The 15208-nt window shown below is 60.4% G+C and carries 12 protein-coding genes; 11 read left to right on the top strand and 1 reads right to left on the bottom strand.

Features of this window, described 5'->3' with window-relative positions:
* Positions 1-50: 50 nt before the first annotated feature.
* From RGM2987_RS10970 to RGM2987_RS10950, 5 genes are all read left to right on the top strand, one after another.
* Positions 51-482 (top strand): MarR family transcriptional regulator, encoded by a 432-nt coding sequence (locus RGM2987_RS10970; RefSeq protein WP_245140758.1) that lies wholly within the window; start codon positions 51-53, stop codon positions 480-482.
* A 398-nt stretch (positions 483-880) separates the two neighbouring features.
* Positions 881-2230: an NCS2 family permease gene (locus tag RGM2987_RS10965; RefSeq protein ID WP_245140756.1), complete on the top strand. Its 1350-nt coding sequence runs from the start codon at positions 881-883 to the stop codon at positions 2228-2230.
* A gap of 64 nt (positions 2231-2294) precedes the next feature.
* Complete coding sequence (locus tag RGM2987_RS10960) at positions 2295-2924, top strand: LysE family translocator (RefSeq protein WP_245140754.1); 630 nt, start codon at positions 2295-2297, stop codon at positions 2922-2924.
* Positions 2925-3064: 140 nt separating this feature from the next.
* Complete coding sequence (locus RGM2987_RS10955; RefSeq protein ID WP_245140752.1) at positions 3065-6790, top strand: calcium-binding protein; 3726 nt, start codon at positions 3065-3067, stop codon at positions 6788-6790.
* Between the two features lie 165 nt (positions 6791-6955).
* On the top strand, positions 6956-8530 hold the full coding sequence (locus RGM2987_RS10950; protein ID WP_245140750.1) for a hypothetical protein: 1575 nt from the start codon (positions 6956-6958) through the stop codon (positions 8528-8530).
* 92 nt (positions 8531-8622) lie between these two features.
* On the opposite strand, the gene uraH is transcribed toward RGM2987_RS10950, so the two are convergent.
* Complete coding sequence (uraH, locus tag RGM2987_RS10945) at positions 8623-8976, bottom strand: hydroxyisourate hydrolase (RefSeq protein WP_245140748.1); 354 nt, start codon at positions 8974-8976, stop codon at positions 8623-8625.
* A 413-nt stretch (positions 8977-9389) separates the two neighbouring features.
* Between uraH and puuE the strand changes: the two genes are divergently transcribed.
* From puuE to RGM2987_RS10915, 6 genes are all read left to right on the top strand, one after another.
* Positions 9390-10331, top strand: a complete 942-nt coding sequence (gene puuE / locus RGM2987_RS10940; protein ID WP_245140745.1) for an allantoinase PuuE — start codon at positions 9390-9392, stop codon at positions 10329-10331.
* Positions 10328-10843, top strand: a complete 516-nt coding sequence (uraD, locus tag RGM2987_RS10935; protein WP_245140742.1) for a 2-oxo-4-hydroxy-4-carboxy-5-ureidoimidazoline decarboxylase — start codon at positions 10328-10330, stop codon at positions 10841-10843. The genes puuE and uraD overlap by 4 nt, the downstream gene beginning before the upstream one ends.
* A gap of 65 nt (positions 10844-10908) precedes the next feature.
* Positions 10909-11904, top strand: coding sequence for an allantoicase (gene alc / locus RGM2987_RS10930; RefSeq protein ID WP_245140740.1), 996 nt, complete (start codon positions 10909-10911; stop codon positions 11902-11904).
* A 156-nt stretch (positions 11905-12060) separates the two neighbouring features.
* On the top strand, positions 12061-12564 hold the full coding sequence (locus tag RGM2987_RS10925; RefSeq protein WP_245140737.1) for an ureidoglycolate lyase: 504 nt from the start codon (positions 12061-12063) through the stop codon (positions 12562-12564).
* Positions 12565-12616: 52 nt separating this feature from the next.
* Entirely contained in the window at positions 12617-13918 is a 1302-nt protein-coding gene (locus tag RGM2987_RS10920) for a urate hydroxylase PuuD (RefSeq protein WP_245140735.1), read from the top strand.
* A gap of 403 nt (positions 13919-14321) precedes the next feature.
* Positions 14322-15107 carry an outer membrane protein OmpK gene (locus RGM2987_RS10915; protein ID WP_245140733.1) on the top strand — a complete coding sequence of 262 codons (786 nt, stop codon included), beginning with the start codon at positions 14322-14324 and terminating at the stop codon, positions 15105-15107.
* Positions 15108-15208: the final 101 nt, after the last annotated feature.

The following is a 15208-nucleotide window of genomic DNA, read 5'->3' as shown; positions in this document are numbered from 1 at the left end:
GAGTCAAACTGGTTGACCGAAATTACTCTGACCTCTGTGGAAACGTCAACATGCTTGACCTTAAAAATCCAATCTCCCAACAGTTGGCCATGGAAGCGTTCTTCTTCGGCTACCAGGCATTCACCGCCAAGGCCGATGAAATGCTCGAGCGTCGCGGGTTGAGCCGGGTTCACCAGCGCATCGTGTTCTTCATTGCCCGCTATCCGTCGTTGAGTGTGAAAGAACTGCTGGCGCTGCTGGGCGTGAGCAAACAGGCGCTGAATATGCCGCTGCGCCAGTTGATGGAAATGCACCTGGTGGACAGCGTCGCCTCCGAAACCGACAAGCGTAAACGCCTGCTGGCGCTGACTGCCGAGGGCCAGCGGTTCGAGCAGGCGTTGCGTCGCGAACAGGTGAAATTGCTGGAGCGGGTGTTTGCCGAGGCGGGGGAGGAAGCGGTGAATGGCTGGTTGGCGGTGAATCAGGGGTTGGGGAAGGCTTAACCTCAATCTGATGTTGTCTGAACGGGCGCCATCGCGAGCAAGCTCGCTCCCACAGGGATAGCGTCGTCGAACACAAGTCCTTCAGTCACCACGGTCCACTGTGGGAGCGGGCTTGCTCGCGAAGACGGCGGCACATTCAACACAGATGCCGCCCGACCTACCGCTTTCGCGAGCAAGCCCGCTCCCACAGGGGCGATATATCCCTATCGCCCAACATTTCGTCGACAACATGAAAAACATTATTTGCTTTATTTGTATACAAAAGCATAATTCGCTTCGTGCGAGTTCCTGACCATACGGTCAACACTTCGCCAGCCTTACCTGCCTCAAAGCCTCGCAACCAGCCCCTAGGCGTGCGGCGCTGGAAATAACAATAAAACTCTTGAGGAGTACTCGCTGTGGAAAGCCGCAAACCCGAAGCCCAGACGCTGGACCTTTCGCCGCCCCTTCGCAGTGGCTGGCTGGAACGCCTCTTCAAACTCAGCTTGCACGGCACCACGGTGAAGACCGAGCTGATTGCCGGCCTGACGACCTTCATCACCATGGCCTACATCATCTTCGTCAACCCCAACATCATGGCCGACGCCGGTATCGACCACGGCGCGGCATTCGTCGCCACCTGCATCGCCGCCGCTCTGGGCTGCCTGTTGATGGGCCTGTACGCCAACTGGCCGGTAGGCCTGGCGCCGGGCATGGGCCTGAATGCCTTCTTTACCTACACCGTGGTCGGCACCATGGGCTACCACTGGGAAACGGCCTTGGGCGCGGTGTTCATTTCCGGCGTGCTGTTCATGGTCCTGACCCTGTCGCGAGTTCGGGAGTGGCTGCTCAACAGCATTCCGGTGAGCCTGCGGTTCGCCATGGGCGCCGGGGTCGGGTTGTTCCTCGGGCTGATTGGTCTGAAGACCGCTGGGATCATCGTCGACAGCCCCGCCACGCTGATCAAGCTCGGCTCGTTGCGTGAACCCGGTCCGCTCCTGGCCGCCGTGTGTTTCCTGATGATCGCCGTGCTCAGCTATCACCGGGTGTTCGGCGCGATCCTGATCAGCATCATCGCCGTGACCCTGGCCGGCTGGGGCCTAGGCCTGGTGCAGTACAACGGCGTCATGTCGACGCCACCGAGCCTGGCGCCGACCTGGATGGCGATGGACGTGGCCGGCGTGTTCAACGTCAGCATGATCAGCGTGGTGCTGGCGTTCCTGTTCGTGCACATGTTCGACACCGCCGGCACCTTGATGGGCGTGGCCCAGCGCGCCGGCCTGGTCAAGCCTGACGGCAAGATCGAAAACCTGTCCCGCGCCCTGAAGGCCGACAGCGCCTCCAGCGTCTTTGGCGCCATGGTCGGCGTGCCGCCGGTGACCAGCTATGTGGAAAGCGCCGCCGGTGTGGCGGCGGGTGGTCGTACAGGGCTTACCGCCGTGACGGTCGGTGTGCTATTTATTGCCGCGATGTTCTTCGCGCCGCTGGCCGGGATGATCCCCGCCTACGCTACCGCCGGTGCGCTGATTTACGTCGCCATGCTGATGATGGGCGGCATGGCCCACATCGAATGGGACGAAGCGACCGACAGCATCCCGGCCATTGTCACGGCCATCATGATGCCCCTGACGTTCTCGGTGGCCGACGGTATCGCCCTGGGTTTCATCACCTACGTGGTGCTCAAGGCGTGCACCGGCAAGCGCAAGGAAATTTCCGTCAGCCTGTGGGTGCTCTGCGCGATTTTCATCGCCAAGTTCATCTTCTTGTAAGCGGCACACGGTGCCATCCGCCTCACCCCGTCGGGTGAGGCTTTTGTCTATCAGGAGCAAAGCAATGAATCTGGAAACCTGGCTGTTGTTCAGCGGTGCAGCCCTGGTGGTGATCCTCATCCCCGGCCCACTGTCGCTGTTGATGATCGGCAACAGCCTGAACTACGGCCTGCGCCGCTCCTACCCGGCGTTTCTCGGTGGCGTGTTCGCCTCGATCTGTCTGCTGAGTGCCTCGGCGCTGGGGCTCGGTGCGTTGCTGCTGGCCTCGGAAAAATTGTTCAGCGCGCTGAAGATCGTCGGTGCGCTGTACCTGTTCTACCTGGCCTGGCAGAGCTGGCAGCAATCGCGCCAACCCGCCCAGGGCGCCGAAGTGCCCCAGGCCGCCGCCGTGCCACGTTTTCGCGCACTGTTCGGCCGGGCATTCGTATTGGGTGCCAGCAACCCGAAAGACATCCTGTTCTTCGCCGCATTCTTGCCGCAGTTCTTGAGCGCCCAGCAGCCGTTCCTGCCACAACTGCTGATCATGATCGCCACCTGGACCGTACTCGACCTGCTCTGCAAGCTGGCCTACGGCCTCGGCGCCCACGGCGCGGCGCGCTATCTGCGCACAGGCAAGGGCCAGAGCTGGTTCAACCGGATCAGCGCAGGCCTGTTTGGCGGCGCGGGTGCAGCGTCGTTGTTGTCCGCCCACTGAGCCTTCGGTGTCGCCTGACGACCTCATTTGCGTGACTTGAGCTAATGGCAAAACGTGGCAACAACCCATCGATATACAGCACTTGGGAAAACACCTTACATAGAGGGCCATTCAAACATCGTTGAACAAGGAAGTTCACAATGGCCCAACTTATAGCGCCCTCTTCCGCTGCTGATGACCGGGCTGTCGTCATTAGCGATATCGTCTTTCAGGCCAATGAGCATACGATCGAGACGCTCGACTTCAAAGTCGCCGATCAGCCGCAGCTCAGTCCGGAACATAAGCACCGGCAAGCCCAACTTGAGGTCGTCGACAAACTTTACGGCCCGCTCCATATCGGCTCCATAGCCGTTACCCGCTCCGCCTTGGATGCCCTGGGGGCTACGACCGATGGCCAGGTACTGAACGGTGAAAACAGTTTCTTTCGTACCCCCAGTCGTTTTTTCCTGGACTCACTGCAGTTCAATGCAACGGATGTCGAAACCCGCATAAAACTGACCACCGACGCAAACGACTACCGCCTGCCGACGTTGCTTTTTGAAATAGCCAGTCAACGGTCACGCTCTGCGCGTGCATTATTAAGAGCAAACCCTGAAGTACGGGCTGAAGCGGGCAGTTACCACAATATCCTGGAAAAACTCCTGAAGTCTGCGCAGGGCCTCGATCCTCATCAGTTTGCCCAAACTTCACTGAACTGGGTAAACAAGACCAAGAGCCAGATCCTCATTCCCACCGGCCTGGGGCTCCAGGCCTTTGGCATCTACAGTGGCCTGCGCGGCCTGCAGGACGCCATCGGCAACAAGGACGATTACCAGACCCTGTTCAACGGCGCCAGCGTGGCCGCCGAAGTGGCTTCCTTGGGTGTCGAAGCGCTGGTGACCCGACAAGCCACGCAAATGATCCAGGCCGGTCAGCGCTCCCTGGGGGATTTCGCGAAAACCACGTTCGCGACTCGTTTGGCCCGTGGGAGTGGGCTGATCGCCAGTGTGTTGACCCTGCCTTTCGACATCGTCTCTGCGGTTGACGCTTTCAAGGCCGCCGCCAACGCGAACGGCAAAGCGGCCACCGATCATTACGTCAGCGCAGCCTTGAGCGTCACCAGCGCCGCCATGACCCTGACCATCGGCATGGCAGCGCTGGCGGGGTTCACTTCAGCAGGTCCTGTGGGTCTCGCCGCCGGGCTTATCCTGGTGGTCGGGTCGCAGGTCTGGGGGGCGATTCGTCAGGTCGATGAAATCGACGACTACATAACGCTCAGCGCCCACGAGCGTCTGCGAACGGGGTGGTTCGCCTTCTGGACAATCGACCCCGACGACGATATCCAGCAGCGCTACACCCTCGCCAAGGCGACCGCCGAACACACCAGGCAGCTGCGGACCAACGCCTTGAACTTGCTCAAGGGCCCGTTGAAAGACAGCACCGAAGCGATCGTGAACGGTCAGTTCACCGTGGAACTCGAGCAGGTGACCTATAACACCTGGAACTGGTGGACCGGCGAAAAATACCAAGCAACCACCGTACGCCCGAAAATCAAGGACAGCGATGACTGGATCGATGCCCGCCAAGGCGTCACGGACGAAACGCCCGGCGCGGTCATCGAGGCGGCAGCGGAACACAAAGGCGTCCATTGGTACATCGGCGGCGGCAACGACACGATTGTCGGGGCTGAAAACAAGCCGAACGTTTTCCACTACGGATCAGGGGTCAAACGGCTGATGGGCGGCGCGAAAGATGACGTGTTCGTCTTCGAGGGCTCGACAGAGCTCGCCGCTGGAGATGACGCGCCTGCGCCGAACAGACTGGTGGGTGGCCTGGGTAACGACGCGTTGATACTGGCTGGGGGCCCTGCTCATGGTCAGACACCACGACTGGGTTATCACATCGACCTGGAGGCAGGGCAGGCGTCCATCCTCACTCAGGAATGTCCCAGGAATGGAAGCAAACAGTATCGTCACGCGCTCCTTGAAAGCATCGAACATGTGGAAATCCTTGAGGGCGGAACCCATGTCATCAAGGGCAGCGCCGGTGCAAACATCATCAAGTCCCGCGGCAACGATGTCATCGAGGCCGGCGCGGGTGATGACCGGATCTTCATTCTCGGCGGCAACAACCGCAACGCCGACGGTGGGCCTGGGGATGATGCGTACGTCATTGCCCATAAACCCGGCCACGTATCGGTCACCGAAGACGGCGTGGGCAGCAGCCTCATCACACTGGACTGGCGCGCCGACCTGATTGAAAGCTGGGTGATCGAACAAGGCAACCTGGTCATCACGGCGTGCTTCGATGGCAATGACTGGGAGTCACGCAAAGTCACCATCCACCACGTTTATGCCGACACGGACTACCCAAGATCCCTGCAGAACAACCGGTTGACCTTCATCACGAAGGACGGCTTCCACCTGGTGCCGGACCTGCCGGAGACCCTCGAACACGACAGCCCCCTGGTCATTGAAGCCATCCTGGTGCAGCTCGGCATACCGCGAAACCCAGCCATCCTCAATGACCGAAGCGAGCGCCGGGTGGCTCACGATAAAGACACGAGCTGCTACGTTTCCCGGTTGATTGAATTCACCACGCTCAAGGTGAGACAAAAAAGCCAATATTCCACCACGCTTCACCTGGACTATGTCCATAGCGAACTGACTCGGGTCGAAGCTCACTACAACGCCTACGTCATCCAGGAAGACGAAGGGGACACGGTGAAATATGGCGAGTGCGGTCTCACCCTGGATTTTGGCAGTCGCCGTGTCATCCTGAACAACCTGGCCCGTTCCGATGAGCGCTACAGCGCGCGAACAAAGGCCAACGGGCGACGTGCGTTTTCCGCGCTGGATTCACAGCACACTTTCATCCTGATCATGCGCGACGGCGCCTCCTACCGCCTGGCCATCCCCACCCCCGACCCTGCGCGGTTGCTGGACAAAGGATTCATCGACAAAGATCCGGTGGCATGGAAAACACTAGCCCCCCTTTCACTCACGCCGACCAGAAAACACTACGCGTTTCTCCAGCCCCTGGATAAGAAACCCCACCCCATGGGCAGCCAGGCGACTTGCGCGATGCTCACGCCAGCCGTTGAACAGAGCGGTATCGAGGTGCTGACAGGCCAAGGGGCCACGTACCTTGTCCACCTGAGCCCGGGCATGACGCTACGCCTGTCCACGCCAGGCGCACTGGCCGGCGCCAATCCCCGCCTCCCCCACGCGTCCACCTGGGAACTCGACGCCACCCGCCTCGGAGAGGTCGAAATCAAACTGGCCAATAACCTGCTGCAAGTGGGCACGACGGTCCTTCATCTACCCACCTACGCAGAGGACGACCTTGTCGACCAGATACATGTCATCACGGCCCAGGGCGTCGTCCATACAGTCGACAGCCTGTTCGAGCGCATTTATGTAACGGCGTTGGATGGCCGGTATTTTTCTCCCCCGGTCGATCCCGAAGCCGACCTGCCCCACCCATTGTCACGGTTAGCATCGGCACAACTGAAGGTGGCCAATATGGCGCTCAAGGATGGCTCGCCCGGCACCTTGAGTTATCACCTCAAGGCGCGCAAGTGGACCCTCGATACCGATCAATCCCGTGTGATCGCCCCAACAAGCCTGAGAAAAACCAACTTGTGCGATCACCATCTCAGCCTCTATCAGGACCTGGCTCGCGAAGGGCTCAGCCAGAATCCCCCCCTGGACGACGGGACACTGCGCTCGTTGCGCGAACAGTGCGTGAAATGGGCGCAGGTCTCTACGTTGAACAGGTCACTGATGCTTGCACAGGCAATAGCCCTGGGTCCGACCTTTGGCCTGGAGCTTCCTCATTGGCGGTGGATGCTCTCCCCAGGCGAGATCGTCTCCGAACATACCTAGCCCTGAGCAGCGACGGCGAACGCCTCTTGCAAACGCAATACATATGTAGTGCACCCGCCTGTTGATTTTCCAAGAACATCTTTTAGCGCGTTGCCCGTCAATCCACACGACGGGCGACGGCGCATCCGTTGTTCATATTTTTCAAATTCAAGAGCGCAAACGTCAATGAGCCCAAGAAAAAACACCCGCCCCAACGTTCCAACGTCTCCTCCCGACACACCCCACGGCAGTCGCGACACCACCCCCGAAAGCTTGCCCAGGAGCCCCATCCGGGTCGATGACAGCGACCCATCGTCCGGCTCGTCGCCTGGACGACAAACCGAAGCCGCCGACGCCCAGCCCGCAGCGGTCCAGGTAACGGAACTCACCGCCCAAGCCTCCACCGCCGGTGGTCCCGCCTCGCTATCGCTGGACAATTATTACCTTTCCCCCGAGCTGATCCCCATGCTGTCGGACCCGGACCCGATCTCCGGGATCCAGACATTCAGGACCCGGACTTACGTCAAACTTGCCGAAGGTGGGACGGTGCTACTGGGACGCGATGCCGACCAACACTACCGGGCGCGGTCAAGCGCTGAGCTCGTTGCCTCCGGACCACGCCTGGAACAAGTCGAAGGCAGCCTGCTATGGCGGCAGATTTCCCACGACAGCGACTCCACGCTCACCATTACCCGCTACAGCGTGCCGGACGATGATCCGTTGGAAGGGCCCGCACCCAAGCGCCAGCGCACGGTTGCACCATCCGGCGAAGGCGCCGTGCAAAGCGCCCCGGTTTTTCGCAAGGAATGGGGGGTCGAGCCAAAGCTCACTCTGCCGGCCTTCATCACCATCGGCAGCACCCACTATAAGCGGGTGACACGTATCGACGCGCGGGACTACCCCATTGCCTACATCCAGCATCCTGGCCATCCCGCCTATGATTTTGACCTGCTGGAAGCCATCCTCAGGCATACCCCGGACGAGCAGCCCCGAAGCGTAATCCGGGTCCCGCCGGACGACCATTGGGAGATCGACGCCAGGCTTCCCTTCGATAAACCGCTGACGGCTTACGTCAGGGACATGTTTCCGGAGGTCACCACAGTCACCCTGGAAAATATCGCCAGACGGCAATTCGAACTCGCCAACAGCTCATCTCTCGCCGACGCAGCGGGCCTGACCGCACTGAGGCAGATTTTCAGTGGCTGGAAGAACGCGACCCCCTCGATCCATCCGCAATGGACCGATCCCTTGCTGATGCTGCCGGTTCTCCCGACCGCTTCTGGGATCACAAGTGCTTCGCGTTCGATAGACCTGCCCATTTCCACTTCGACAGGAAGGCTGGATCGGCTGGATTTCGACCCCCTGCGGTTCCAGCGAGAGTGGAATTTCTTCATATCGACCTACTCGCCGATGGACCTCAAGCGCTTCATGGCCGGCATCCTGACGCGCAATGGCTACACGGTCATGCAGCCCAACAGCTTCAATAGCTTTCCGGCGCTGGTGTTTCGGCGCACCGGGCATGACTACGTATTTTTCATGAGCCTGCATCGCACCCGCATGCCGAAACTCTCCCTGCCCACCCACATGAATCCCAATACCACCGGCATCAACCTGCAAACCCAGGTCGGCGACGCTGCCGCACAAGCGGTCAAGGATGCCCACCAGGCCGGCAAGATCATCTGGCTCAAGGGCGGTGCGCAGATCCGGCCTGGCTACGCGGACACCGTTTTCATCATCAGGGATGACAACGCCAGGCTGTAGACAGGCCGCAAAAAAAAGCCCGCAGTGTGGGCGGGCAAAAACCAGAGAAGCTCTATGCGCAGTCGCTTCCAGGACCAGGCAACTGCTTGGGGTCAGCTGCCTCGATAGGTTGAATAGGCGTAGGGCGAAATCAGCAGGGGCACGTGATAGTGCTCCTGCTCGGCCGAGATGCCGAAGCGCAGCACCACCACATCCAGGAACGCCGGCTCGGGCAACTGGACGCCACGGGCGCGGTAATAGTCGCCGGCATGAAACTGCAGTTGATAGACCCCTGAGCGGTAGTCCTCGCCTTGCAGCAGCGGTGCATCGCAACGGCCATCGCTGTTGGTCTGCGCACTGGCGACCCATTGCAGCTGCGAGCCTTCCACACGGTACAGCTCGATTGTGATTGCACTGCCCGGACAGCCATGTGCAGCATCCAAAACGTGAGTAGTCAAACGTCCCATTGATTGTGCGCGCCTGGCTGCAAGGCAGCCCGGCCCGACGCCTCCTGAATCAGTTGAAAGAAAGGCCGCACCGTTTCGGAGCACGAAACGCCACGGCGATGAGCGAATTAAGACACTTCAGACAAAAATTGTACACAATAAAAAACAGAAATTTATTCCCCGGCTACCGCAGCGCAGCGCCACGGGCAATTGACAGCCAGACCAACGGATACGCTACGCTTCTACTCAATAATTGATCAAGTGGGCAGATTTCTTGCAGTGTAGCCAGATCAGAGGCTGGCGCGAAAAATGCGAAAATTCAGGCTTACAAATCGCACATAAAGTTGTATACAATCACTCCATCGTCGTGACGCCAGCCCAAGATCCATCACCCGGGCGCCACCCACATGGTTCGAACAAGAAGGAAGACTGCAGTGAGCGCTGACTACCCACGCGACCTGATCGGTTACGGCAGTAACCCTCCCCACCCCCAGTGGCCGGGCAATGCCCGCATCGCCCTGTCCTTCGTGCTCAATTATGAGGAGGGCGGCGAGCGCAACATCCTGCACGGTGACAAGGAGTCCGAAGCGTTCCTTTCCGAGATGGTCGCGGCGCAACCGCTGCAAGGCGAGCGCAACATGAGCATGGAGTCGTTGTACGAGTATGGCAGCCGCGCCGGGGTCTGGCGGATCCTCCAGCTGTTCAAGCAATTCGACATCCCGCTGACCATCTTCGCCGTGGCCATGGCCGCCCAGCGTCACCCGGACGTGATCCGTGCGATGGTCGCCGCCGGCCATGAAATCTGCAGCCATGGCTATCGCTGGATCGACTATCAATACATGGACGAGGCCCAGGAACGCGAGCACATGCTCGAGGCGATCCGCATCCTCACCGAGATCACTGGCGAACGCCCGCTGGGCTGGTACACCGGCCGCACCGGTCCCAACACTCGCCGGCTGGTGATGGAAGAAGGCGGCTTTCTCTACGACAGCGACACCTACGACGACGACCTGCCCTACTGGGAACCGAACACCCCCAACGGCAAGCCGCACCTGGTGATTCCCTACACCCTGGACACCAACGACATGCGTTTCACCCAGGTCCAGGGCTTCAACAACGGCGACGACTTCTTCCAGTACCTCAAGGACGCCTTCGACGTGTTGTATGCCGAAGGCAGCGAAGCGCCGAAGATGCTTTCCATCGGCCTGCACTGCCGGCTGATCGGCCGCCCGGCCCGCCTCGCCTCCCTCAAGCGTTTCCTTGAGTATGTAAAGGGCCATGAGCAGGTCTGGTTCAGCCGTCGCGTCGACATTGCGCGGCATTGGCAGCAGGTCCATCCGCATCCGGGTGCTTCTGAAGCGGGGAGTTCGAAATGACTGCATTCCAGACCCTCAAGCCTTCCACCATGAGCCGCGAGGCGTTCGTCAAAGCCTTTGGCGATATCTACGAACACTCGCCATGGGTGGCCGAGAAAGCCTTCGACCTGGGCCAGGACCCGTCGATCGATGAGATTGAAACCCTGCACCAGCGCATGAGCGACATCCTGCTGAGCGCCGATCATGCCAGCCAACTGGCACTGATCAACGCCCACCCGGACCTGGCCGGCAAAGCCGCCGTCCAGGGCCAACTGACCGAAGCCAGCACGCACGAGCAGGCCGGCGCCGGTATTCACCAATGCACCAGTGACGAGTTCCAACGCTTCACCGAGCTGAACGACGCCTACAAGGCCAAGTTCAGGTTTCCCTTCATCATGGCGGTAAAAGGCAGCAACCGGCACCAGATCCTCGCGGCGTTCGAAACGCGCATCCACCATTCGGTCGACACCGAATTCAAATGCGCGCTGGCAGAGATCAACAAAATCGCGTTGTTCCGACTACTGACCCTCTAGCAAGCAGCCTGTCAAACAGCACTGCAAGCATCCCCAGCCAAACTTATCAAAGGCAGACAAGAAGAATGAAAGCTTACGCCGTACCGTTCGAGAAGTTCGTCAACCTGGCCGACGCCCGCCTCGGCACCAAAATCATCTCGGTCACCGACGACTGGTTCGCCGACGCCAACCGCCTGTTCCAGCCGACCCCGGCGGTGTGGAAAGAAGGCGTGTTCGACGACAACGGCAAATGGATGGACGGCTGGGAATCACGCCGCAAGCGCTTCGAAGGCTACGACAGTGCAGTGATCCGCCTGGGCGTGGCGGGCTCGATCAAAGGCGTGGACATCGACACCTCGTTCTTCACCGGCAACTACCCGCCATCGGCGTCCCTGGAAGCCTGCTTCCTGGCCCAAGGCGAGCCGGACGAAAACACCCAGTGGACCGAAGTGCTTTCGGCCGTCGAGTTGCAGGGCAACAGCCACCACTACCATGAAATCAGCAATGACCAGGCGTTCAGCCACTTACGCTTCAACATCTATCCCGATGGCGGCGTGGCCCGCCTGCGGGTCTACGGCATTCCGTATCGCGACTGGTCGGCCGTAGGTGACAACGAACAGATCGACCTGGCCGCCGCCCTCAATGGTGGCCGCGCCTTGGCCTGCTCCGACGAACACTTCGGACGCATGAGCAACATCCTCAACCCGGGCCGTGGCGTGAACATGGGTGACGGCTGGGAAACCGCCCGTCGCCGTACCCCAGGCAATGACTGGGTGATCGTCGCCCTGGGCCATGCCGGTGAGGTCGAGAAAATCATCGTCGACACCCTGCATTTCAAGGGCAACTACCCGGACAGCTGCTCGATCCAGGGCGCGTTCGTCAAGGGTGGCACCGACAGCCAGATTGAAACCCAATCGCTGTTCTGGCGCGAGCTGCTGCCCAGCCAGAAGCTGCAAATGCACGCCGAACACACCTTCGACGAGCAGATCAAGGCACTGGGCCCGATCACCCACATCCGCCTGAATGTGTTCCCGGATGGTGGCGTGAGTCGCCTGCGGGTATTGGGCAAGGTCGCGAAGTAAGCGGCGCCCCCGTGGCGAGGGAGCTTGCTCCCGCTGGGCTGCGAAGCGGCCCCCTTCTGGCAAAAAGCAAGGGACTGCTGCGCAGTCCAGCGGGAGCAAGCTCCCTCGCCACAAAGCTGAACCAACAACACAGAATTTTTGGATAAGAAGACCAGCATGCGCACACTCAAGATCGAACCCTTGACCAAAGAAGCCTTCGCCCCGTTCGGTGACGTGATCGAAACCGACGGCAGCGATCACTTCATGATCAACAACGGTTCGACCATGCGCTTCCATCGCCTGGCGACGGTCGAGACCGCCACGCCGGACGACCAGGCGATCATCAGCATCTTCCGCGCCGACGCGCTGGAGATGCCGCTGACCGTGCGCATGCTGGAGCGCCATCCGCTGGGCAGCCAGGCGTTCATTCCGCTGCTCGGCAACCCCTTTCTGATCGTGGTCGCGCCACTTGGCGATGCACCTGTATCAGGCTTGGTCCGCGCCTTCGTCACCAACGGCAGGCAGGGCATCAATTACCATCGCGGCGTCTGGCACCACCCGGTGCTGACGATCGAAAAGCGGGATGACTTCCTGGTGGTTGATCGCAGTGGCACAGGCAATAACTGCGATGAGCATTTCTTCATAGAGGATGAGTTGTTGATCCTCGATCCCCACCAATAAGAGAAGCGTCCGATCACGCGAAGACAAGCGTGACGGGCGAGAGGTAACGACTGTGGAAGCACATATGCTGGAATGGCTGAACCTGAGCATTCGCTGGGTTCATATGATCACTGGCGTGGCCTGGATCGGCGCGTCGTTCTACTTTGTCTGGCTGGAAAACAACCTCAACCGCGTCAACCCCAGGAGCGGCCTGGCCGGTGACCTCTGGGCCATCCACGGTGGCGGCATCTACCACCTGGAAAAATACAAGCTCGCGCCACCGTCCATGCCGGACAACCTGCACTGGTTCAAGTGGGAAGCCTACTTCACCTGGATGTCAGGCATCGCGCTGCTGTGCGTGGTGTTCTACTGGAACCCCACGGTCTACCTGCTGGCGCCCGGCAGTGGCCTGAGCGGCCCCGAAGGCGTGGCCCTGGGCATTGGCTCGTTGTTCGTCGGCTGGTTCGTCTATTCGTTTCTCTGCGACTCGGCCTTGGGCAAGCGCCCCGCCCTGCTCGGCCTGATCCTGTTCGTGCTGCTGATCGCCGCTGCCTACGGGTTCAGCAAGGTGTTCAGTGGTCGCGGTGCCTACCTGCATGTCGGGGCGGTCATCGGCACGATCATGGTCGGCAACGTGTTCCGCATCATCATGCCGGCGCAACGCGCACTGGTGGCAGCCATTGCCGAGAACCGCACGCCCGATCCGGCGTTGCCGGCCAAGGGGCTGTTGCGTTCACGGCATAACAACTACTTCACCCTGCCGGTGCTGTTCATCATGATCAGCAACCATTTCCCGAGCACCTACGGCAGCCAGTACAACTGGTTGATCCTGGCCGGGATTGCGGTGGCGGCGGTACTGGTGCGGCATTACTTCAACACCCGCCACGACAGCAACCGGTTTGCCTGGACGCTGCCGGTCGGTGCCTTGGCGATGATCTGCCTGGCGTATGTCACCGGGCCCAAGCCTGTCTCCAGCGCACCGGACGTGGCCAAAGCGCCGGCGGCCATCGAGTACCAGCCGCTGCCGGAAACCGCCGTGGGCGGGGGCGCCAAGCCGGCGGCCACGCCAGCCGCGCCGACGGCACCACCCGCCCAGGCGTCCAGCGCCCAGGGCCCGTCGTTCGAGAAAGTCCACGGCGTGATCCAGGAACGCTGCGCGGTCTGCCACTCGGCCAAGCCCACCAGCCCGCTGTTCAGCGCAGCGCCCGGCGGGGTGATGTTCGATACGCCGCAGCAGATCCAGCAACAGGCCGCGCGGATCCAGGCCCAGGCCGTGACGACCCAGATCATGCCCCTGGGCAACATCACCCAGATGACCCAGCAGGAACGCGACCTGATCGGCGCATGGATCACTCAGGGCGCACGAACCAACTGAGTCAAACGCTGCACCAGCGTTATACCGCTGACAGGCAGGCCGGCACACGACCGGTCGCCTGCCGGCGGCAGGCTGCGCCTCGACCATGACAACAAGAGCGAAGCACTCGATGATCCAGCCCCGCCATAGCGCTGCAAAGCCAGCGCTGACGCGCCGTCGCCGGCCACTTGAGCCCATCGAAGCAAGCCCGTATCCTGCGCGGCCGTTCGAGTCCGGCCGACACCAATACTGCCTATAAACGCCTGACCCACTGCCAGTCTTTTCCGGTCATGGCCCAGATCCTGTCAGCCTTTGTCACGAGCAAAAAGCTGACCGAACGGATGTTTCATCCGCCGAAATAAGGCGCCACATCAGAGCGCTGATTCACAAAAAGCGGTACCACTTACCTTTGGGAGCAAACCGAATGAAACGTACCTGCACCAGCCTGATACTCGCAGGATCCTTGTTGGCCGGCAGCCAGGCCATGGCCGACGATCTGTTCCAATGGCAGAACAACAGCCTGACCTACCTGTACGGCAAGGACTTCCAGGTCAACCCGCGCATCCAGCAAACCGTGACCTTCGAACACGCCGATGCCTGGAAATACGGCGACAACTTCTTCTTCCTCGACCGGATCTTCTACAACGGCAAGGAAGACGGCCAGTCGGGCCCTAACACCTACTACGGCGAGTTCAGCCCGCGCCTGTCGTTCGGCAAGATCTTCGACCAGAAGCTGGAACTCGGCCCGATCAAGGATGTGTTGCTGGCGATGACCTACGAGTTCGGCGAAGGTGACAACGAGTCCTACCTGATCGGCCCGGGCTTCGACCTGGCGATTCCCGGCTTCGACTACTTCCAGCTGAACTTCTACAACCGCCAGACCGAAGGCCCACGCGCCGGCGACAACGTCTGGCAGATCACCCCGACCTGGGCCTACACCATTGCGGTGGGCTCATCCGACATCCTGATCGACGGTTTCATCGATTGGGTGGTGGACAATGACAGCAATGCCAAAGGCACCTACCACGCCAACCTGCACATCAACCCGCAGATCAAATATGACCTGGGCAAGGCCCTGAACCTGGGCGCCAAGCAGCTGTATGTGGGGGTGGAATATGACTACTGGAAGAACAAGTACGGGATCGAAGACAGCGAAGGCTTCAAGACCAACCAGAGCAATACAAGCTTTTTGCTGAAGTATCATTTCTGATCTGAGGCCTGATATACGCCACATGCCCTTTGTGGGAGCGGGCTTGCTCGCGAAAGCGGTGGGCGCCGTGCATTGATGTTGAATGGGCCGCTCTCTTCGCG

Origin of the sequence: Pseudomonas sp. RGM2987, from assembly GCF_022952855.1 — a bacterium.
GTDB lineage: Bacteria > Pseudomonadota > Gammaproteobacteria > Pseudomonadales > Pseudomonadaceae > Aquipseudomonas.
This window is presented reverse-complemented; position numbering and strand designations above follow the sequence as displayed.

Bases quoted from the DNA above. Each gene is read 5' to 3' on its own strand.
- RGM2987_RS10970 (WP_245140758.1), top strand. From the start codon at position 51: ATGCTTGACCTTAAAAATCCAATCTCCCAACAGTTGGCCATGGAAGCG.
- RGM2987_RS10925 (WP_245140737.1), top strand. From the start codon at position 12,061: ATGCGCACACTCAAGATCGAACCCTTGACCAAAGAAGCCTTCGCCCCG.
- uraD (WP_245140742.1), top strand. From the start codon at position 10,328: ATGACTGCATTCCAGACCCTCAAGCCTTCCACCATGAGCCGCGAGGCG.
- RGM2987_RS10955 (WP_245140752.1), top strand. From the start codon at position 3,065: ATGGCCCAACTTATAGCGCCCTCTTCCGCTGCTGATGACCGGGCTGTC.
- RGM2987_RS10915 (WP_245140733.1), top strand. From the start codon at position 14,322: ATGAAACGTACCTGCACCAGCCTGATACTCGCAGGATCCTTGTTGGCC.
- RGM2987_RS10960 (WP_245140754.1), top strand. From the start codon at position 2,295: ATGAATCTGGAAACCTGGCTGTTGTTCAGCGGTGCAGCCCTGGTGGTG.
- alc (WP_245140740.1), top strand. From the start codon at position 10,909: ATGAAAGCTTACGCCGTACCGTTCGAGAAGTTCGTCAACCTGGCCGAC.
- uraH (WP_245140748.1), bottom strand. From the start codon at position 8,976: ATGGGACGTTTGACTACTCACGTTTTGGATGCTGCACATGGCTGTCCG.
- RGM2987_RS10950 (WP_245140750.1), top strand. From the start codon at position 6,956: ATGAGCCCAAGAAAAAACACCCGCCCCAACGTTCCAACGTCTCCTCCC.